The 22,604-nt window shown below is 31.0% G+C and carries 16 protein-coding genes; 1 reads left to right on the forward strand and 15 read right to left on the reverse strand.

The genetic code is table 11. From position 1 onward, the window contains the following. Positions 1-1,442: 1,442 nt before the first annotated feature. The 3 genes from ACQ5J2_RS14355 to ACQ5J2_RS14365 are packed head-to-tail and all read right to left on the reverse strand — an operon-like array spanning position 1,443 to position 2,428. Positions 1,443-1,910, reverse strand: a complete 468-nt coding sequence (locus tag ACQ5J2_RS14355; protein WP_432671146.1) for a helix-turn-helix transcriptional regulator — start codon at positions 1,908-1,910, stop codon at positions 1,443-1,445. A 5-nt stretch (positions 1,911-1,915) separates the two neighbouring features. Next, the gene (locus tag ACQ5J2_RS14360; protein WP_432671147.1) at positions 1,916-2,128 is read right to left on the reverse strand and encodes a hypothetical protein; all 213 of its coding nucleotides are present in this window, start codon (positions 2,126-2,128) and stop codon (positions 1,916-1,918) included. 18 nt (positions 2,129-2,146) lie between these two features. Then, a complete protein-coding gene (locus ACQ5J2_RS14365; protein ID WP_432671148.1) occupies positions 2,147-2,428 on the reverse strand; it encodes a hypothetical protein in 282 nt (93 codons plus the stop codon). A 273-nt stretch (positions 2,429-2,701) separates the two neighbouring features. On the opposite strand from ACQ5J2_RS14365, the gene ACQ5J2_RS14370 reads away from it, so the two are divergent. Then, a complete protein-coding gene (locus ACQ5J2_RS14370; protein WP_432671149.1) occupies positions 2,702-3,112 on the forward strand; it encodes an XRE family transcriptional regulator in 411 nt (136 codons plus the stop codon). Positions 3,113-3,273: 161 nt separating this feature from the next. Here ACQ5J2_RS14370 and ACQ5J2_RS14375 read toward each other — a convergent pair whose 3' ends face one another. The 12 genes from ACQ5J2_RS14375 to ACQ5J2_RS14430 form a co-directional block, all read right to left on the reverse strand. Beyond that, positions 3,274-4,680 carry a cyclodeaminase/cyclohydrolase family protein gene (locus ACQ5J2_RS14375; protein ID WP_432671150.1) on the reverse strand — a complete coding sequence of 469 codons (1,407 nt, stop codon included), beginning with the start codon at positions 4,678-4,680 and terminating at the stop codon, positions 3,274-3,276. Between the two features lie 46 nt (positions 4,681-4,726). Beyond that, positions 4,727-6,838 carry a hypothetical protein gene (locus tag ACQ5J2_RS14380; protein ID WP_432671151.1) on the reverse strand — a complete coding sequence of 704 codons (2,112 nt, stop codon included), beginning with the start codon at positions 6,836-6,838 and terminating at the stop codon, positions 4,727-4,729. Positions 6,839-7,058: 220 nt separating this feature from the next. Then, positions 7,059-7,979, reverse strand: a complete 921-nt coding sequence (locus ACQ5J2_RS14385; RefSeq protein WP_432671152.1) for a tetratricopeptide repeat protein — start codon at positions 7,977-7,979, stop codon at positions 7,059-7,061. A gap of 185 nt (positions 7,980-8,164) precedes the next feature. Then, positions 8,165-9,541 carry an McrC family protein gene (locus tag ACQ5J2_RS14390; protein WP_432671153.1) on the reverse strand — a complete coding sequence of 459 codons (1,377 nt, stop codon included), beginning with the start codon at positions 9,539-9,541 and terminating at the stop codon, positions 8,165-8,167. After that, complete coding sequence (locus ACQ5J2_RS14395; RefSeq protein WP_432671154.1) at positions 9,542-12,163, reverse strand: AAA family ATPase; 2,622 nt, start codon at positions 12,161-12,163, stop codon at positions 9,542-9,544. 4 nt (positions 12,164-12,167) lie between these two features. Further along, the gene (locus tag ACQ5J2_RS14400; RefSeq protein ID WP_432671155.1) at positions 12,168-12,419 is read right to left on the reverse strand and encodes a hypothetical protein; all 252 of its coding nucleotides are present in this window, start codon (positions 12,417-12,419) and stop codon (positions 12,168-12,170) included. Between the two features lies 1 nt (position 12,420). Then, complete coding sequence (locus ACQ5J2_RS14405) at positions 12,421-13,422, reverse strand: hypothetical protein (protein WP_432671156.1); 1,002 nt, start codon at positions 13,420-13,422, stop codon at positions 12,421-12,423. Between the two features lie 3 nt (positions 13,423-13,425). Further along, positions 13,426-15,327 (reverse strand): AAA family ATPase, encoded by a 1,902-nt coding sequence (locus ACQ5J2_RS14410; protein ID WP_432671157.1) that lies wholly within the window; start codon positions 15,325-15,327, stop codon positions 13,426-13,428. Positions 15,328-15,395: 68 nt separating this feature from the next. Continuing rightward, complete coding sequence (locus ACQ5J2_RS14415; protein WP_432671158.1) at positions 15,396-16,136, reverse strand: hypothetical protein; 741 nt, start codon at positions 16,134-16,136, stop codon at positions 15,396-15,398. Positions 16,137-16,315: 179 nt separating this feature from the next. Beyond that, on the reverse strand, positions 16,316-19,315 hold the full coding sequence (locus ACQ5J2_RS14420) for a type I restriction endonuclease subunit R (protein WP_432671159.1): 3,000 nt from the start codon (positions 19,313-19,315) through the stop codon (positions 16,316-16,318). Between the two features lie 67 nt (positions 19,316-19,382). Then, positions 19,383-20,630, reverse strand: coding sequence for a restriction endonuclease subunit S (locus tag ACQ5J2_RS14425; protein ID WP_432671160.1), 1,248 nt, complete (start codon positions 20,628-20,630; stop codon positions 19,383-19,385). Then, complete coding sequence (locus ACQ5J2_RS14430) at positions 20,631-22,604, reverse strand: AAA family ATPase (RefSeq protein WP_432671161.1); 1,974 nt, start codon at positions 22,602-22,604, stop codon at positions 20,631-20,633.

Consider the following 22,604-nt stretch of genomic DNA (forward strand, 5'->3'; position numbering starts at 1 on the left):
TATCAAATATTACAATTACTACGAGACGTGAAAGACTTTAATTGTATAACTTTAACATTTTATCTTTTGGAACCCTTATAATGGTACTAATCCTAAGTTATTGGAGTTTATACTCGCATACCGTAAGTCTGTACTTTTAAAGCGATTAATTATTTATTGAAAGTTCATAATCTAAAACGTGAAGGATAAACGAACATCAGTTTTTTTTAATATTAAGCAGGTAGTACCACTTCTAATTTCATTTCTTCTAATGCGTTTGGTATAAGTATTTAGCGGTTATTTCCCGTCTCTTGGTGTGATTTTTGAAAGTAAAACGATACTTTTTGTCTAAAAATTGTATCGAAAAGTTTTAGCGAGGGTTCTCGATTAGCTCCGCTCAGTTCGGCTATTGCCTCGGGTCAATTTTAATTCCACTGCGTTGCATTAAAATCACTCGAACTGACGGGGGCGGTTCTCGATACATTTTTTGTCCAAACCCGATAGCCATCGGGATTGCACAAAAAACACTCGAACTGACGAAGACGATACATTTTTTGTTCCGTTTTACTGCACAAAATCACTAGAAATGACTGAATGTAATAACTTATCGTTCATTTACTTCCAAATCTTCTTGTTATCCGTCACTTCGAGTGATTTGTAGAAAGGAAAATGCTAGTTTTTGTTTCTACAAATTGTATCGAGAAGCTTTACAGGAGGGTTCTCGATACAATTTTAATTTCACTGCGTTGCATTAAAATCACTCGAACTGACGAAAACGATACTATTTTGTTCCACTATGTTGCACAAAATCACTCGAACTGACGAGGGCTGTTCTCGATACATTTTTTGTTCCGTTTTACTGCACAAAAAACACTCGAACTGACGATTGTATCGAGGGCACCTGCTTGTGCCCAATGGCTAAATACAATTAAATTTAGCGGTGCTTTTAGTTCCGGGTTTGAGGGTTTTAGCCATCTCGCGTTTACAACCCTCGCAGGGTTTCGAACCCTTCGAGGGTTAAAATGCTGTTCGAATCTATCTTCTAACGTTTCTTTTCATTTTAACCGCAGGGCATCCAGTTAGAATATCACGCAATTTAGAATCTACGAGGGATTATGACTTGTAACCCCGAATATTTTAGTCTCTAAAAAAAGAGCGTTGCACCAAATATTTTTTTATCGCTGAAAAGCAATATTTTCAATCATAATTAGTTATTATTAAGCTATTTAAAAAGAAACAAAAATACGGCAACGATGAAATATAAGGTTATGCTTTTGTACCGAACCAAAAGTCTCGGTGTCGCACAAAAGAAGTTCGGTCCCATACGCAAAAGCAAATAAGATTAGATATAGTGGTATAATTCTTCCTCGGTTTGTGGTGCCGAAGGTCGCTTCATTGCTTAAGACGCTAGGGGCGGTACTAAAAAAGCCCTTTTTCAAGGGCTTAACATTCTTTAAGTTTGGTTAGACCGCTTCCACTAAATTGCGGTAATCGTATTTTTTATACGCTTCCACATTTGCTTTTTCTTTATTCAATTCAATCATTTCATTTTTTAATTGCACCCTGTACCAATGCTCCGGCTTCGTATGAGAAAAAGTACTTAACTTCAAGGCTAATTTTGCATTTAGCTTCCGTTCACCAGAAAGGTACTTATGGAGGTTGCTGTCTTTCATTTCAAAGTAAGTGGCCAATTCTTTTTTAGTTATAGTGAGGGTTTTCAAATACATCTTAACAAAGTCAAGAATTTTTAAGACTTCATCCTCCTTTTCACTTTGGATATAATCTTCCAGTCTGTATTGAATAGAAAGCAATTGATTCTTCACTAGCTGTTCTTTGGACTGTTTTGAAGCATGCGACTTAATCACCTTTTTTAATGCGACTTTCTTTTCGTCGTTCCAAATAGTATCGATTTGAATTTCCTTATTTTTCATCTCTTTTAATTTAAAAATTCAGTAATTAATTTCTCCCCTCCCACCGGAGGTATAATCATCGTGGTAGCACCCCATCGCAGTGCATTATATTTTGTGGAATAAACAGCCATCAGCTTTACTTCATCTGCCTGATTTTCTTCTAAAACATCAAATACCAAATATCCTCTATACGGTTCATCGGCCTTGATAAAACTAAGTCGGCAAGCAAACGCTATCAAACATCCTGCAATTCTTTCCTATTTCTTATGTAGACCCTTATTGTGCGGAGCAAGTTCTACAAAAGCCATATAAGGCTCTACTTTATTTTTCATTTCAAATATCAAACAACCTTCAATCACCGTTGGCGTCTCCTCCGTTACTACAACATAGGTTACATATCCTGTTACTCTGGAATGCTTTTTAAAATTAAACCGCCATCCATCCGCTAGAGAAGGCAGGTCCAGACCTACAGATTTTGCCTCAAAAATAGTTGCCGGCACTAAACTGTTTTCGTCACTTTTTACTATTTTTACTTTCATCCCCTAGAACAAATTAGTGATACAAATATACAAATTAATTATACATATTGTATAATAATATTATACTTATCCTTTCTCTAGTTTTACTATATTATACTGCTGTAAATACCCGTACTAACCTATGATTAAAACCAACAAAGCGATATCTATTGCAAATACGGATATTTTAGTTACTACAAGGAGCTTTTTTAGCGTATATTTTTTTATCTTTGGTTTGCACAATTTTTAATCCGAGGGTACTACCTTTAGCCCTTCTAAAAATGGACATTCGTTATGGAACAAAAAATACATCAAGGAAGAAATGTGAAGCGTTTCCGGGAAATGCTAGGCATCAAACAGGAAGCATTGGCTTATGATTTGGGAAACGACTGGAACCAAAAGAAGATTTCTATGTTGGAGCAAAAAGAGGTGATTGACACCACTATCCTCACGCAAATCTCCAGTTCTTTGAAGATTCCGGTGGAAGCGTTTCAGAATTTTGATGAGGAACAGGCGGTTAATATTATTTCTAATACCTTTAATATTGAAAAGGATGCATATATTGGTAATGCAAAACCAACGTTTAACATCAATCCAATTGAGGAACTTAAGAAACTTCATGAAGAAAAGATTGCCTTGTATGAGCGAATGCTGAAAGAGAAGGACGAAATGATGGCAAGGCTTGAAAAAATAATCAACAAATAGTTTAAGAATAATTCTTATTTACAAAAAAAAAGGCTCAACGGAATGTTGAGCCTTTTTAGCTTTCAATAAGACAAGACAATATTGGTATGATTTTTCTTATTACTAAGAGTTTAAGATTTACAATAATTAAAAGGTATTCTACGAATCTTAAAAATGTGAAACTAATATTTCAATAAATTGAGTTCTTCTAATCTAATCGCCATCGCCTCAATAGAAACATTAAATTGTTTTGCTAAAGAAATGAAGTTTTTATAATCGTATAATTCCGTAGCTGCTAACTTTCTTGAAAGACTGCGGGTAGTTTTACACTCTTTATTTAAATCAGTTGTACTACGACCACCAAATTTAAATGCTGTGTTTTCATTTATTTGAAATATTTCATCAGAATATCTTCTTGCAAACTCTTGCTTTATCAACTTAGTTGGCATCAAAAAATAGGTTGCAAAAGTGTCTGCTTCTATTTCAACTTTATCACGTGAACCTCTTTTTCCAATACAATCTACCGGTATATCTCTGTGAAGTATAGCTTGCTCATGTAATATCGCATGACCAAGCTCATGTGCTGCTGTAAAATTTTGAACTTGATCAGAAAACCTATTGGAAACAGCAACAATTTTGTTAGGTTGATCAATTATACCACAAACCTCTACTGATTCATCTTCAGTAGTAGTTACTGCATACCTTGCACTAGAAATATAATCATAACCCATCGCATTCTTTAAGATTAAATCTGAACTTAAAATATCTAAATGATTTTGAGGTACATTTTTTTTCCATACTAAATGTCTATTGTCCCAAATTAGATTTTGAAACTCTCTTACGCATTTTTCAATATCAACGTTCTTACTTTTTTTACTCTTTATGATTATACTATTTATTCCTTCAAATAAGGGTATCTTTTTTTCGAATTCCTCTCGAAGAATTTCAATTTTAGAATCAGCAAGAGCCATTAATTCTTTATAATCAATGTACAAATTATCAACATCTTTAACTACCGATTTAGTATAATCAAACTCATCACTACTAAAAGAAAGTACATTAAGCCTAATTATTGCCAGACAGCCTGCTAATGCCGAGACTGCACCACTCAATCCAACTTGTGAATCTCCTCTTGCAGCTTTAAATCCATTATCAAATACGTAGGCTGACATTTCTGCTAGTTCTTTACAAAGTGCAGCGATTTGAAAGGGTATTTCTATGGAAAGTTTTAAATCTTCAAGTGCTTGCCTTCGCAGTTGATTTTTAACCAATTCATCTTTTTCTTGATCTCTTGCAATTCGTGATTTAATTGTTTTATCAAACTGGATGGAATCCTTTTTAAACAAATCTGCCAATTGTGGGTAAATTCTATCTTCGATTTCTTTATGAAAATCTAATAAAACAGGAATACAACTAGAATACAAGTGTTTTCTTTTTTCATCAGCAGTTAAGCTAATAACAGTTGAGATTAATTTAGCTGAAACCATTCCTTGAAAAGCAGCTGCACTACCAGAGCCTGGTTTATGGTTTCCAGCTCCAAATTTTTCCATTAGCTCATTGACTGATTTATTTAGTAAGTCTGTTTCCATAAATTAAAATTATTAATTATAGTTTTTAAAGTAAGCTATTATCATTCTAATCTTTTTTACTAGTTAAACCACTATTCATTAACTCTATTACTTTTTCAATTATTAAATTATCATCTTCAAGTCCATCAAGGTAATTTTTTAATTTTTCGTTTTTAGTAATGTTAATATTTTCTGCAAGAATAGTTTTTAATTGATTTGCTACAACTTTTTGCGATGGTACAGGTTTTAATCCTGATCGCAATTTAGTTTCGTCCTTAATAGACATATATGGTTCAAAAAGTTTAAAAAAACCTCTCCCCACAGCACCCTGAAACATATATAAGTTAGGATTTTTGAGTCCCCCTTTTAATATTTGAGTTTTAGATATTCCAGGATAAGGATCTATATAAAAAATGTTTTCTATGCCAAGCTGATATGCTTTTTTAGAACAGAGTTCACAAGGTGATGCTGTCGTGAAAAGATTTCCACCTTTAATAGGTTGACCACCATACTTTGAGATTTGGAGCATCGCATTTTCTTCCGCATGTAGAGATCTTGTATGAACCTGATTATCTTTTCCCTCAAATGCATTATGAAACTCTTTAAAACAAAATGGACAATTATGACCATTTAAATCGCTTTTAAATTCTTCAATACTTTTATCTTTTGGAATTAATGCTTTGGTTTTATCTAGGAAAGATAGTCCATCATAATTTCCTCCATTTTTTTCATATTCTGTAAAAATTTCAGAATTTTTATTATCAATCAAATCGGTTACACTTCGTAACGAGCACGGTGTTTGCCCTTGAGGCACTTCATTCCAACCAATTGACTTTACAGAATAAAATTCATCTGTGACAACAGCACCAACTTGTCTAGATATACAACCTGAATTGTATTTTGAACTGAAAGCAAGTTGCATCGTTCTTTCCATTGCGTTGGGTGTAATAATACCAGGTTTATGTATTAAAGCAATTAACTTCAACAATTGCATTTCTAAAGTGTAGTACGTAAATTTCAGTTTGTTTTGAGATTTATCTTTAGTAGAATCGTTTTCAAATGAATCACTTTTTTCTAAACTTTTATTAAAAACATAGTAGTCTGCTTTTTGAATACAATTTTCCAAATCTGGATAGTTAAAGTGCCCTTTCTTAAACTCACCAATTTTATAGTGTACATTATCTAAATCGATTAATTCTTCTACCGCATTATCAACTTTTTCATTCTCTCCTGAATCTAATTGTATTTTCACTTTATTAAAGAAAGACTTACTAACTTTATTTTCTAGATATTTTTTCACATCGGCAAAATCTCTGTTTGAAGAAATTAGATAAAAACCTGAATAGCGTTCTTTAAAGAAGTTTATTTCTAAAGAGTTTTTGAGGGAATCTATAACTAGCCTGACTTGACCTTCGGCTCGTTTGTTAATTTTAATAATACTTTTTATAATTTTTGCAACTATGTAAATATTATTTGCGTCTTGAGTTTCACTATAAAAAACAGTACCATTACTTCTTAAATTACAGGCCACATCTTGTAAAAAAATCTGTCTCGTTAACGGATTACATTTATCAATAAGCTCAAAAAAATCTGTACAAAAATCAGAAAAATTACCAAAAAATAATTCATTAAACTCTACGGGCTTTAGACCTTTTTCTGCACAATTAGTGTCAATATTCTGAATTTCAATTATTGAATTTTGAAGATTAAATATTTTAAAATAATTATCAATTTCAGCTATTCTGTTTTTTATAAAAGGGAATATTTTTTGCTCAATAAGTTTATTAGTCTTATCTTCTTGACCAATTCTGCTTGTTTTAACAAAATCTTCATTATAAACACCTCTAAATAAAGACAAAACTATTTCCAAGTTTATATCTTTTATATTATTACCTACCTTTGCAGCCAGTTCTGCTAAAAAGAATAATAATAAAACATCCCTATATTTTAATAGTTTGAATTGTTGCCATTCATTATTTTCATTAATTACAAAATCTTTACAAATTCGAAATTTTTGCTGCTCGTTAATGTTTAGATTTTCAGGGATTTTCAAATCACCGAATGGATTGGTAGGAGACGATAATATTTCGGCAATATCATTACAACCTCCTCCCATCCGTCCTGTTAAACCTATTAAAGTAAAGTCACTGCGAAGTTTATAAAAATTATCTAAACTCATAATATGTTTTTTATTATTTTGGTTTTATACTTATTTTAATTCGAATTTTTAAAATTTTAAATAATTAGATTTTGTGTTTTCTTATTTATTATATCCTCCGTTTGGTTACGCAACCATACTAAATCCTCCTTAATACCTTCTATACTGACTTAAACTTTCACTAACATAGGCAACAACCAATCCCGAAGAGATGCAAGTTCTTGGTTTTAAAAATTAGTATTTAAAACGATTGCAATAAAACTTGTTTAATCTCTTTTGCACCAACAATATTTGGATTTTTTGTAAGCTCCTTATCTATATCATCAACAGCATTTTGCAAATAGTAACTTGAATTCGATTGTTTTTTAATTACTGTTATAGCTGCAATATAAACATCCATTGCGTCTGAGTCCTTATTTAGCATTAATAAGGCAAGACCTTTATTTGCATAAGCAATTCCAATTTCTGATTCGGCATTTGCTTTATCACAGTACTCAATACATTTTTTATAGTTTCCGTTTTCAAATTGTGCCCACCCCAAATTTGTATAGAGTTCTGCTTTTACTTGGTTATCCGATTTCGTGATACTAACTTTAGTTTCTGTTATTGCAACAACTTCTATATTTATATTTAATCCAGTAGTTGTACTTGGATTTCTTAACCCAAGATACCATGATCCCGATTTAACATCATCAACTTTTACAATGGCTTGTTTTACGTTTTGTACAGTTCCTTCTGGAAGAAAACTAAATGAGCCTCCAAGTTGATCGTATTTTTCTCTAAAGCCTTTCAAATTAATATTATTAAGTAAATAAATATCTGCAGATGCTTCACCGCTTGGTACTTCAAAGGAAGATAATGCTTTTGATGACAATCCAGTTGGATTGTTTAGCATACTCATTAATTGAAGTGCTAAGGTTAAGTTTTTTGTCCCACTTTTTCCTTGAGTTGTAGAAAAAGTATAATACCATTCAACAGTATTAGGAGGTAAATCTATTTTTATAAAAGCTCTTGAGTTACCACCAAATGAAGCATTTAACCCTCCATTTAAGTAATACGCTCTGTTTTCTATTAATTGATGTGCTTCCCTTTTTATTTCATATTCTTGTGAAATAACAAACTGTGAAATAAACAAAATAAATAGTATGTAGTAGTTCTTCATATAATTAAATATCATTTTAATTCATTTAAGAATCATTAATTTCAATAGTAATCAAACTTACCTAATAAATTTTACTTAATTCATTTTATCCAGTAGAAAATTTAACATCTTTTTGTAGAATTTCCTCTACTTCGTATGAAATTGTAAAAGAAATGACGAAATGATTCAGTTTAGACTCTCACATTTTAACCGACTTTAAACCTCTGCCCAACACCCAATATCCCCTCCAACTCTCCTTTCAACTGAAGCCTTAACGGTTCAAAACATTCTGACAATTTCGAGTTATTCAAATTATCAATGCAAACCGAACCATCTACAATCGAAAGTTGGTGGGCTGTAATGCTAATTTGCTTTTCTTGTGCAAATTTATCTACAATGATGATTGTTTTCAAATCAATAGCAGTAGTGTTCTTTATGGTATTAGGATAAAAAAGTTTGATGTCCGTAATACCAAAACGAATCGCATAACCTATCATTTGGTACAAATCACTTTGCGAGATGCCTTTTTTATTATCGGTACTTTCGACGTAGACCATTTTATATTTGGTGTCGGCGATAATGCTGCGGTTTTGACATTGCAATACTAAATCGGGTTTTAATCCAAAATATTTCGCTTCGTCCAGGTACGTCCCCGAAGTTTGTGCTTTTGAATGTACTCGCTCGATTTCTTTATTTATAAAACCAAAAATAAAATCCTCAAAGACATATTCCATTGGTAATAAGAAGGCGAAGAGTTTTAAATCGTTCTTGTAATTGAACGAAACACTATTTTCTAAAAACAGCACGCAATAATCTCGGACGGTTTCAAAATCAGAAAGCATTGGATTAAACTGAATGGTTTTGCATTCAGCTGCTGAAATGCAGGCATCGGAAACTGCATCCAAAACAAAAAGAATGTCATTTAAATTTCGTTTGTTTTGTATGTCTTTTGTTGCCGACAGCAACATTTCAGAAACGTGTTTGATGCATTGATTAAAGGAGTTATCCATCTCAAACGAATCGAAACAGCAATTCACTTTATGATTTCGTCCTCGGGCTAGGTTTTGATTGATGTAGGCGTTAAAGTTCATACGGCCTTTTACAAAAGACAATTCGTCATCTACGTCCACGTACTTTTGATATACGGAAGAATTCAATAATTCTTTCGTGTATTTGCTGAACAAGTAAATTAAAATTTCAAAGAAGTCGGCTTGTTGGTTGCCCAATCCTGATAGGTAGTTGGGGAATTTTAATTTTCGGCAATAACTCAGCCACCACAGCACGTGTGCATTACTGATTTTGACATCCGCCTCCGTTGCTTCTGTCCCTTTGTAGAAGATTTTAGGTAATAAGTTGATGGTTTGGTTTTCAAAATGAATAACGCCTACAAACTTATTGGATTTCAGTTCTTTGTTCTTGTGCAGGAACTGGATGAAATGCTGTACCTCTTCCCTATTTTCGTCTTCGCTGTAATACGCTGATTTTTCTCTTTTGTTCCAAATCGCATCGAGAAACACCTCGAGATTTTCGAAATGCTTTTCAGGAAAAGCCACTTTATTTTGGTATTCGAAGAGGTTAATCATTTAAAGCACTTTTAATGGCCAACTTCCAATTGATATATTAGCTTCTTTGAGAATCGCAATCACTTCCTTTTCGTCATTCATAAAATATTCCAGCAACAGTGGAATCACTTTGTGGTTGAGTGTTTTTTTTCTATCATAATTATCGCCCATAAAATAGGCGTGACCGATGGTGAAATCATGGCTTTTTCGCTGTAAAATAGCGGTGTTGATATCGGTAAGAATTTCTTTATCGTGAACTGTATCTAAAGTAGCATCTGGATACATCGGAACAAATTCAAAACGTCTTCGTAAGGCGATGTCCAATAATGCAATTGACTTGTCTGCCGTGTTCATGGTTCCAATGAGGTACAAATTAGACGGAACGATGAATGTATCTCCAGACGGTAGTGTAACCCGCATAGGTATTTTACCGTGGGACCGTTTGTCTTCTTCAATTAGCGTAATTAGTTCGCCAAAAACACGAGAGATATTGGCTCGGTTAATTTCGTCGATGATGATGACGTAGTTTTTTTGTTTTATCTGTACTTGTTGTTCCAAATGATCCGGAAGAAACTTAAGAATTGCTTGATATACCAAAAGATAATAAGTAGCGTGTTGATTTGCTAAACCTGAAATTGTGGTTAATGCCTTGATGTCTTTACGGGTTTTTACATCATTCCTGTAAAATTCTTTCAAGTCCGAAAATTTCATCCGAATTCCGTTACTGTGCTTCTCCCAATTTGTACCCGTATACCTGAAAGCTTCCTCATCAATTTCAAATATAAAAACGGAATCATTTATAGAATACTTGTCTTCTGTATCTAAAATACTATCCTTGAATGCCTCCAACGCTTTATAAAATAAAATTTCATTTGAAAGTTCTTCGGGTGCTTTGGATGCTAAATTTAAATTTTCCATTGCCCGATCTGCAATTCGTTTGAAAACTCCATCCTTTTTTTCAAAAGTCAAAGCCGTTCCATTGCCTGTATCGGGACGTAATCCTTGAATGAAATCTTCGTAGCTGTAGTTCTGATGAAAAGTGATGAACTCGATTTGCGTTCCTAAATTTTCATTGAATACTTTTAAAGCTTCGTCGTAAGTAATCGATTCATTTCTGGTTACGATTTTTGCAGCTTCTAAAACGGTGTGGTAGGTTTTTCCAGTTCCTGGCGGGCCGTAGAGGATTTGGTTTAAGGGATAATCTGAGGGAAGGGAAACACCTAATCTATTATCAGTACTATCATTACCCATAAAGTTTTCATTTAAAAATTTCAAATAATTATTTTTACCTAAAATTGCCTTTGGTCTATCGCTGGCGTTGTTTTTACTATATTCGTAAAACGCATTTGCTTTGCTATAAATATTATTGCTTAAAACTGCAATTTCTTGAGATAAATTAGAAAGATTCAAATCAAATAAAACTCCGTCAAATGTTGTTTTATAAATCGCTTCATACTCGCTAAGTTCTTTCTCAAATCTCGAGCGATTTGATCCAAACTGCTTTTCAAAATAATTTCCGCCATTAGTATTTGCAACCATCCAATCAACAAATTTGTCCTTAACGTTAGAAATTTGTATCTTTTCTTCCATAATGCTCATTAACTTTTCGTAATACTTATTATAATTGGCATCATCATTTGGATATTTAGTAATGTCCGTGAGCGTTTTTATGGGTAAATTAAAATCACCTTTCCAGTTTCCCTTCCGTTTCCAATCAACTTTTCTACACTTTTGAGAGGAATTTCTTTCTTCATCGTAATAGTAATCAGAAACTACCAATCCATATCCTAATAATTCACTAGTACCTTTCTTTGCAATAATAACATCACCAATAGAAATAGATTTATAAAAATCATAATTAGCTGTAGTATCATTTTTTTTAGAAGTTGTAACTCCTTCGAGCTCCTGCAGTTTTGCCTGAATTTCAGTTTTATTTTTATATTCCTCTAAATCGCCTAGAGCATCCCAGCCCAAACCTATTATTCCGTCTTTGTAGAATTCGTCCCACAACCTCGCTTGTTCTCCCGGTGCATAAAGCCAATATCTGGTTGGATTAGCTAAAAAAGTTTTCTTCCACAGCTCAGAAGTAAATTCAAAATAATCCAATGTCGCCTCTTTATGCTTTAAAATGTAACGATTTAATGCTGAATATGATGTGTCCGCTTCCTTATAGTTTAGAGATCTTGCCGCTTCATCTAAAGATTCATTTTTAAAAATATTTACAACGTTCCAATTTCCATATAAAAAAGCTATTTTCCACTTGTAAGCATCGCCTAAATCTACGGCATCAATTTCTTCTAATTCATCGTTCTGAACTGCCTCAATAATTGAGATTAAAATTGTTTTTACTTTTCCAAATGCCGCATTTCGTGTGGCTCCATATTTCTCAAACCATGCGTATTCTCCATCCGTAATTCTATGTCCCGCTGCAACCTGAGTTTTTCTATCTCGTCTTTTGTAAATACCAAATTTGTAAGAAGAACCACCCCAGATGCTGCCTAAATTAGATGTTTTCGCTTCCAACCAGTAACAGAAAGAGGTTTTATCTAGATTGGTATATTCTTCAAGAGTCATTTTATGAATACGCGATAAAGGCCATTCTGCTAAAAAATCTTGCTTGGCTTGGTATAAATTTTCGTTCATGTAATTATATTTTTAATGGATTAAAAAACCAACTTACATTTTTTGCTTTTTGATCAACTCTAACTTGGAGAACTAAATATAGTTCATTTTTACTTTTCAATTCTCTCAATGGCAAGCCTTCTCGATGGTCTTTTTTGAAAAAACCCTTTTCAATTAATATTGGCATCAAGTCTTTAGGTTTAGCATTAGTCAATTCTTCTTTTTCAAGGAAAGATTGAATAATGTAGCCCATCTTTATAATTTGAGAAATTTCCATATTAGACTTTTATACCAAGTTTTTCTAAAATATCTTTTTTAAATTTACTAAAAGGTCTTTTGTGGAAATTAACCTCTTTAGGCTCTATTCCAAAAATCAGTCTATATAGCTCCTTTTTACCTATATGTATGTCAAAAGTTTTATTAAAAAGTGTATCTAAATAATTTTCTGAATATTTATATCTCAATTCTAATAAATCTTTAAGTTCATACTCGGAGTGTCCATTATATATATCTTTTATCTTTAAATCTTTTAAGGTTCTACCAATTTTGGATTGATTTGGAAAATCAATAACTACATTATTTTTATGAACATCCTTATAAATATAATTAAATTTGAAGTCTTGATTATTTTCTTTTTTATAGGGATGAATATGTTTTATCATTGAGAATTCTGTATCTCCTTTGACAGAAGTGTTACAAACAGAACAACTTGGTATTAGGTTATAGAACGATAATGATAATACTGGATACTTGCTTTTTGAATACCAATGATCATAAGTTGGCCTCATTATCCTTGTTGAATCATTTACACGATTAGTTACTTCATCTTTTACAACTACAGTACTAGTATACAGTCTATTACAATAAACACATGTGTTTTGATTTAAAATTTCTGCAAGTTTATATGATGTTATTTTATGTCTGGTAATAAAATCATTGTAATTAAAAACTTTTTTTAACTCTTCAATATGCGGATAGTATCTATTATAAATTAAAATTTCTTGTGGGAGTCGATTTGCTTCATTTTTATTTTTAATTAAACAATATTCTTTATATTCTCTTATACTTGCGCCGACAAATAATTTTGAAATGATTTCTTTATGAAATTCAAGTAATTTTTGAGGTTTGCTAAAGATTATTTGCTCAATTTTCATATCAGTAAGGTAATCAATTGCAGTTTTATCTAAAGATGAAGCCTTCCGTGCTAAAATGATTTTGTTTTTTATCAAATTAAAATATAATGCGATTTTATCAGAGGAGTGATGGGGAAGATATAACATTTTCTAAGAATTTTGTTTTAGTTTATTTTGAAGATGTAATATTTGTTTTTGAATAATCTCATTCTCAAATTTCTCACCTATCACGATATCAAACATTTCAGCAAGTTTAGTTTGCAAAATAGGCTCACCTATAATTTTTATTATTAATTTGTGGTATTCTTTCTCTTGTAGGTTTCGTGTTGGATTATTAATCCAATCAATAGTTTCTTTGATTTTGTTTTTGGCAAACTCCCCCATTGGTCCGTTTAATAAAAAAAAACTATGTTTTAATAAATCAAAAATATTTGCACCAAATGTTTCTAACCGTAACCCTTCCTCTAGAGGTAATCCATCTTTTTCAAGTACTAAAATATTATGACTAGGTATGTCCGATAAAATAAAAGGGGAATGCGTAACAAAAAGAATGTTTATATTTAGAACATCTGTAAGATTTATCTTTTTTATATTTTCGAGTATATCGTTAATTAATGTTCTTTGAAGATCAGGATGAAAATACAGTTCAAGTTCATCAAATATAATATTTGCTGTTTTATATTTCAATACCGCTACTTTCGATGTCGAATTGATATTGCTTAAATGATATACTAGAGTTGACAAACTGAAAATCCTTTGTTTTTCGCCAGAACTTAATTGTTTGAAACGGTCACCATTTTTAAATTCTATATCAACATCAAAAAATGCTGGAGGAAGTATGTCTATTAATTCATTATTATCTACTTTCATTTTTTTTGTTAGTTGATTTGACAAATAACTTACCGTCAAATCAAATTTCTCTCCTTTTTTAAAATATAATTCATTTTTTAAAAAATTTATCGCTTGTCTAAGTTTAAAGGTTATATGGCTTTTATCTTCAGATAACATACGAAAATACCCTTCAGCATCACCTTCTTCTAACTCATACGTTGTACTAAATAAATTTTTATATGGTTGGTACTTTTCTGCAATACTCTTCAATTTGTATAATATGTACTCGATCGCATATTTATTTAAGATTGTATCTTGTGGTATAAATTCTCTGGTTTTCAAAAAATGATGATATAGAACAGGTAAAATATAACTACCATATAAATTAGTTAAAATAAATTTTGGTTTTTCATCCTTATCAAATTTAAATTTATCTCTATTTAATTCTATATGTAAACGATATGCTATTTTACCATCAATTATATTTCTCAAGCTATCTTCTGCCTTTACATTTTTATCGGTTTTTCCTAAAATATTTGATATTAATCGTGAACGAACAAGATATTCTTCTTTATTTACATTAATATTTCCTTTATCTCTATATGGATTCAAAACTATAGGTGTTTGATATCCATCGTTTTTATGGAATATTTTTTTTACCCAGAGCCCAAGAATTTCTGAATTTAATGAATGAAGTGAATAATTAATTGCTATTGTATAAAAAAAATCGTTGAGATTAAATTCATTTTTGTCTAGAATAAAAATATCACCTTCTAAAATATATTGCGAAATTGAAGAGTCCCGCAGTTTAGTTAAGTATGTATTATTGTTAATTTCGTAGAAAAATTCAACGTTAATATTTTTTACCCGATCTCTTGAGGTTAAATAACGTTCTTTGTATTCGTCATAGAGAATCCCTTTAATTGCAGAAATATTATAACATGTTATATAAAATAACTCGACAAGACTACTTTTTCCTGAACCATTTTCCCCAACAATTGCAGAGATATTGACTTTAACCTCTATCTTTTTTTTTGTTTTAAATGAAAATAAATCAACGAGTTCTATTTCACGCTTCTTTATTTTTTTTGTTTTTTCATTGTAATTAGAAAAGTCATATTCATTATAAAAAACATAAGGTGTATTAATTTTTAATACTTTCAAATAATTTTTATCACATCGTGATGTTGGTCTTATTGCAATCAATTTAAATCCATTCATATTTACCTCTTATTATTTTTAATAATCTCCTCAATAACCATAACTAATACCTCTGAATTAGACTGCTACTAATCTATTACTTCTAATTTCCAACCACTGTTTTCACTAACCGATCTAATATTACCGTATCCATTCGTATTTATAGAAAATATTTTTTCAAAATCAGCAATTTGATGAAAAGACACAGAACGATGAATTAAAACTTTCTCTTTTAAAGACATTATAACTAGTAATACGCTTTTATCTCCATCCCAATATTCTTTAAAATCATCAAATGACTTTTTTAATTTATCTAAAACACCTTTTCTGGTTAAACTTTCATTATTTAGTGATCCTTTATTAGTATTATCAAGTAAAAATATAAAAACACCTTTTTCGCTTTCGTGAATTAATTTTAAAACATCTTTTCCAATATCTTTAAGAGGAGCATTTTGATGTTTAAACTCAATATTTAAAATTCGTATATACTTTTTAGTTTCTTTACTTTTTTTTAATATACTCATGTCAATTAAAGCAGCTTGACCTATGATATTATTGATCTCGTTACAAATATTTATTTGTTCATAGTTTTTTCCTAGATTATATTTTGCCCTAGTTGGAGATTCAATAGAATAAAAAAGTGTCTTGTGTTTCTCTTTAAATTGATCAATAAACAATTGTTTTAATTCTTGTTCCGAAATTCGAATATCTTCGCTTTTTGCTGGAAATATTAGCTGACCAATTGGATCAATAATGTCATTTTCCCAACCTGTCAATACTATTTTATCTAAAACTTCAATACATAGATGTATTATATCTCTATCTTCCATTTCTAACTTCTTTTATATTCAACAACATCCTCCTCCGCAACCATCCTCAATTCCTCCTCAACTTCCCCAACCCTAACCTGAACATTCACAAACATAGGAAACACCAATCACTAGTCGATGTGAATTTTTGGTTTTGCTCATCGCTTTTAATATTTTAAACTGATAAAAAAACAACAATCCTATGCCCTCCATTCACTAAATTGCCCCTCAGCTTGATCCATAATCTCTTGAAGAATACCATTCAACTCTGAGATACTTACTTTACCTCTTAGTTCTTTTTTAACCGCTAAACGAATAGCTGCTTTGGCATCTTCCTTATTCATCCAATCAATTTGTAAATTGCTTTTAACCGCTTTTACTACTGCATGAACTACATTCTGAATAGGTCCCGATTCGTTAATGATTTCTTTCTTAGCCGAAATAATATCATAAAAAGCCAATTCCTCATCAGACAAACCTAATTCTGATTTACGCTTGTCTTCGTCTTGCATTTCTTGGGCTCTGTGAACCAATTCTGCAATAGCCGTATAAGAATCAATCGCATTTAAATGATAACGGTCAATTACCTTTTCAATCTCTTCTTTTAAAGAAGTATATTTTCTAATATTCTTTGGCATTCGGAGTTTTATTTCATCTTTTAAAATGTTTTTTAACAACTCTATTTTGATAGCCATACTGTCTTTATCCTTTTTAGCACCCAACAAAAAGTTTTCGTCTAAAATCGAAATATCAGCTCGTTCAATGCCTGCCATCGCAAAAACATCTATAATATCATCCGATTCAATACTGCGACTAATTAATTCTTTAACTTCGTTTGCTGTATTGCGTTTGCCAGATTTTACCGATTTAGCATTTCTAATAGCTTTAGATAAATGCTGTGCAAACAAAACATCAATAGCAAAATCTTGAATCTCTGGTTGTGATTTTACGATAGACAACAAACCTGTCAATTTCTTTTCTTCCAACATATATTGATTGGCAACTTCATCAAATTTTATAATGTGATTCAAAGCACTACGAACCAATAACATTTTGTCATTATCTCGCAATCCTTTCCAATTGCTATAATCTACATCACCTTCTAAAAGTGACTTGCAAATCGCAACTTGATTAAAAAACATTTCTAAGGCTTGACGCATATCAATAGTTGGTTCTCCTTTTCCACCACTACCAGTATATTTATTAGTAGCTTTTTTCAGTTGGTCTCCAATACCAATATAATCGACAATAACTCCTGAAGTTTTATCTTTAAAAACACGATTAGTTCTAGTTATAGCCTGCATTAAACTGTGTCCTTTCATAACCTTATCTACATACATAGTATGCACACAAGGAGCATCAAATCCTGTTAGCCACATATCTCTCACAATGACTATTTCTAATGGATCTTTAGGATTACGGAAACGTTTCTTTAAAGCTTCTGTAGCATCTTGTGTTCTAATATGAGGATTCCATGCAATCGGATCTTTGGATATGTTACCTGTCATTACAACCGCAATTTCTGGGCAACCTTCTAAGGCTGTTAAAGCATCATACATTTTAACACTGTTTCTTCTACTCATACAAACCACCATGGCTTTTCCTGGCAAAGTATCCGTTCGGTTTTTAAAGTGATTTAAGATATCGACAGCAATTTTTGCTACACGTTCCTCTGAACCTGCTGCATCTTCAATCGCGGCCCATTTTAAATTAGAAGCATCTTCTTCATCAACCGTAATAGCATCTACATCTTCGTCAATGTTTTCATTGCCTAAATGCAACTTAGCCAAACGAGTTTCATAATATATAGGAACAGTTGCTTTGTCTTCAACCGCTTGCTTAATGTCGTACACGTGAATGGTTTCTCCAAAAACTTCTTGCGTGTCTGCATCTTTACTGTCAACTGGCGTTCCTGTAAAGCCTATAAAGGAAGCATTAGGTAACGCTTTTCGTAAGTTAGAAGCAAAACCATCTAACAACCCATATTGCGTTCTGTGGGCTTCATCAGCCATTACAATAATGTTTTCTCGTTCCGATAAAATAGGATGTTCTATTTCTCCTAATTTTTCATCGTTACCCATTTTTAAACGGAACTTTTCAATCGTAGTAAAAATAACGCCACCACTTCCTGTAGAAAGCAAGCGTCTTAAATCATTGGTAGAATCAGCATGTTGTACATCGCCTACTAAATCTTTAGCCAAGACAAAGTTTTCATACAACTGAAAATCCAAATCACTTCTATCTACTTGTACAACAATGGTTGGATTTTTTAATTCGGGTAAACTGCGTAATATTCCAGCATACATAGCCATAGAAATACTTTTTCCACTGCCTTGTGTATGCCATATTACACCAATTCGTCCATCACCATAAGGTTTTATGGCTTTTTTAGCAGCTTCAACCGCAAAATTAACTCCAAAAAACTGATGGTATTTGGCTCCTTTTTTAATTAAAGTACCGTTATGGTCTTCAAAAAAGATAAAGTTCTTAATATAATTGAGCAATCGCTCTTTTGGAAACAAACCAAACAATAACGTATGCATTTGAAAATCATCTTCTACTAAAGTAGTTCCATCCATGCTTTTCCATGCGGCATACCATTCGCTTTTGGCATTAAACATACCATGCTGGGCTTCGTTACCATCACTTATAACGGTTAACATATTGTATTCAAACAATTGCGGAATATCTTTGGTATAATGTCCTATTTGGTTTAAAGCTTCAGCAATATTGGTATTTTCATCAAACCAGTTTTTTAATTCAAAAACCACTAAAGGCAAACCGTTAATGTATATAATAATATCGGGACGACGTTTGTTTTTACCTACAATACTAAACTGATTGACACACCAAAACGTATTGTTTTCTGGATGTTGAAAATCGATAGGATAAATATGGACGGCTTTGTCTTGCTTGTGAGCATCTTTGTATTCAAAATCCAACCCTTTGGTTAGCTTTAAATGAAAGTCTCTATTGCGATACAACAAATCAGCTCCTTTGGTATTGGCAAATTCAGCAACAGCTACATCTTGCAACTCACTAGGTAATTGCGGATATTGCTTTTGAATAAAAGCCAACAACTGGTCTTTTAAAACCACTTCATTAGCATTTTGAGGCAAAGTACCACCGTTTATATGGGTATACCCTAAGTCCGTTAACCAATCGATAGTGGCTTGTTCTATTTTAGCTTCTGTTGTCATATTTTAATTATGAATTTTGAATTACAAATTACGATACAATAGCATACCAATTCGTAATTCATAATTTTTAATTCGTAATTGCTTCTCTAAACTCTTTTAACCGCACTTCACCACTAATTAACTTTGGTAATAAAGTATCTCGTAATTGGGTTAGGGTTTGGTTTTCTTTATAATTATTTAAATATTTAGAATCAATATCTTTTACTAAATCATTAAAATTTTCTAGAGTCTCATTACAAGGAACTATGAATTTTAAGTTTTCTAATTCAGTTTTATTAACTGAGCCATAAACCGTACCCTCACCAATTTTATCATCTTCTGTAAAAAAGTTTTTTAATGAATAAAATAAAAATCCATTATTAGTGTATTTTTTTAAACTCATTGATGACAAACCACGACCTAAAATAATCTTGTTTTTTGCAATATTTAATCTACCAACTGGAGCTCTAACACTAAATAATATATCTCCTTCTTCCGCAAAACGATTACCTTCTGTTGAATAAGTTTTATCTTCTGGAAATCTTTCTCCATAATTAGTTACTCCTTGATGAAAAGGTAATCCTTCATTATCTAAATTATAAAATTCTGATTTTGGAGATTGTCCCATTGTTAATTTTACAAAATCAACTAACTTTTTCACTTCCCAACCTTTAGGAATACTTCCTAATTCACTATCTACAAATTCACCGTTTTGAAAAGGACCAAAATCTACAAACCAGTGTTTGTATAAGGCCATTGCCATTTCTTCTAGGGTTTTGTTTATGGCTAGGTTGTTTTCTATTTTGTCGTCTATGGTGGATAGGATTTGGGCTATGGATTTTTGTTCTTGGAGGTTTTTTGGGATTTGTATTTCAAAATTATAGATTCTTTCAGGTGCTGTATGTGATACAGTTGAGCCAGTTTTTGTTGATATCAAGTGATTTCTAAAAGCTGAATTATTAAATACATAATAAAGAAAATTTGAATCAACATTTTCATTTATATCTTTAACTAAACCTAATCTTTGATTATGTAAATAATTATAATTACTATCTTTAATAATTGCCGTTGAACCTAATATTGAACAAGACTGTGTTAAATCAGTTAGTGCAATAATCAAATCACCTTTGTTTAATAAATAATCCTCAGGTATTTCTCCATTATAAAACTTTTGCTTATCCCAATTAAATTTAATTCCACCAAATGAATTAAAATTACCAGGTGTTAATAAAACATTTTGATTGGCTTCATCAGAGAAAAACTCTCCTTTGAAAGCATATCCATGTTTAATCTTTATTAAATCTCCGAGTTTATATGTTTTCCAGTTGTTTGGCATTTATTTTTGACTTTTTATTCTCTTAATTGGTCTAAAAGTTAATTTAGGTTCAGGTTTTAAAAGTTTTTTTAATTCTGAAATCCATTCAGGAGTTTTATTATTAGGCAATTCATTGTATTTGAGTGCTAGTCGTGTTTTTAAAGGTTTTAATATTTCAATTATTTCTTTAAATGCGTCTACTTTTTCTTGTCCTTTTTTTTCAGTTTCTATAAAAGAATAATCACCACTAAATTTACTAATAGTAAAGTCTTCTACATGTTTGAAATTTTGTAAGGCAATTGAAAGTTCAGGAACTTCTTCTGCAAGATTATTCATTGATTGCCACATATTATTAGATTCTAAAACATCTTCAATTCTAATTTCTTCACCATGTTTATTATCTGAATAATCAATCAAATTAACTTTTCCATCCTTAAAAACATATCTTTTGAAAAATAATATTTTTGAATTTTCAGTTATAGATGATTTATATTCCATGTCATTATCAGACAAAAAAATTATTTTATTTTTTGTGTATTCCGTTTCCATTTTATTTCTAAGTGGTACAGATAAAAAGTCAACTAAACTTATCAATCTATCAATACCACCAATTGACAAAAATTTAACATTCTTACCATTAAAATAGGATTGTAAATATATTTTATCACTGTGACCTTCAACAATTATCCAATCTCTATTTCCATTTCTTAAAGAAGATAATATTGACGATGCTAAATCATAAATACTTTTAAAGAAAATATCTTCTACTCTATGTGCTTCATGATTATCAAACAAATTATTTGAGGCAAAACAAGAGATTTGAGGAACTCTCTTTTCATCTTCTATAGAATGTGTTATTATTGCATCATTAATTATTGGTAATGCACCATACCAGTGAGTAGTAACTAATGTCTGAATATTTTGCTGTGATATTTTTTCAATTTTTTCAAATTGTTCAAAACAATTTGTAACATCTAGTGATGCTTCAGGTTCATCAATACCTAATATAATACTACTCTCATCATTAATATTACTATTTTCAGTTACTAAAGAATAAATTATGTCAATCAAAGCTTTTTTTCTCTGACCAGAACTCATTGAATTTATTTTTGTGTCTTTATTCTTTAAACTTCTATTTTTAAAATACTCTTCAATAACTTTACCTCTTAAATCTTTAGAAGTTACTTTTTGTTTTACATTTGGATCTGTGTTAAAAGAATAATCTTTATCAATTTTTTGTATAGTTTTTTCAACAGAAGAAACAAATTCTTTTAAATTATCATTAATTATTTGAATGATTTTTTTAGAACTCCCATCAATTGTAACTTGTTTATCAAAAACATCATCAATTTTTGTTTTAATATCTTGTCCAATTAAATACTGAAGACTATTATTTTCTAATCTTAGGTAATCATTTATGTTAGTTTCAACAGGAATATAAATATAATTATAAGAACTTTTTAATGCATTTGAAAAAGCAATTAACTTCTTTTTATCTGTAATCTCTAGTAGTGTTTTTTGTAATTCTTCAAATGGCCCAAGTTTTAAATCTCCGTCAATATTTATACCATCTACTAAAAGGTAATGTGTCTCTTTTGAAAATTTGGCATGAAAATTATCTCTAATATCTTGAAAATTTGATTGTTGCTTACTGTTGTTTGGTGCTTTTAATTCCCATAATGCTTCACTCATTATCTTAATAATCTCATCTACATCTGCTTTAGTACCTGTATAATTTGATTTGATTTTTTCAACAAAAGATTTTTCTACACAAATTATGGGTGCGATATATGCATCACCTCTTTTTTCTTCATGTGATAAAATAATTGATTTTTTATTGAAATATACATCTAAAATTTCTAATATTGAAGTCTTACCTGAACCATTCTTTCCAATTATTAAATTAAGATTAGAATGATTGTGATTAGTGATGAAAGGTATAAAATGCAGGTTTTTATAACATTTATAATGTCTTAAGAATACTCCTATTATCAT

The sequence above is a fragment of the Flavobacterium sp. SM2513 genome, from assembly GCF_050908145.1.
In the GTDB taxonomy this organism is placed as follows: Bacteria; Bacteroidota; Bacteroidia; order Flavobacteriales; family Flavobacteriaceae; genus Flavobacterium.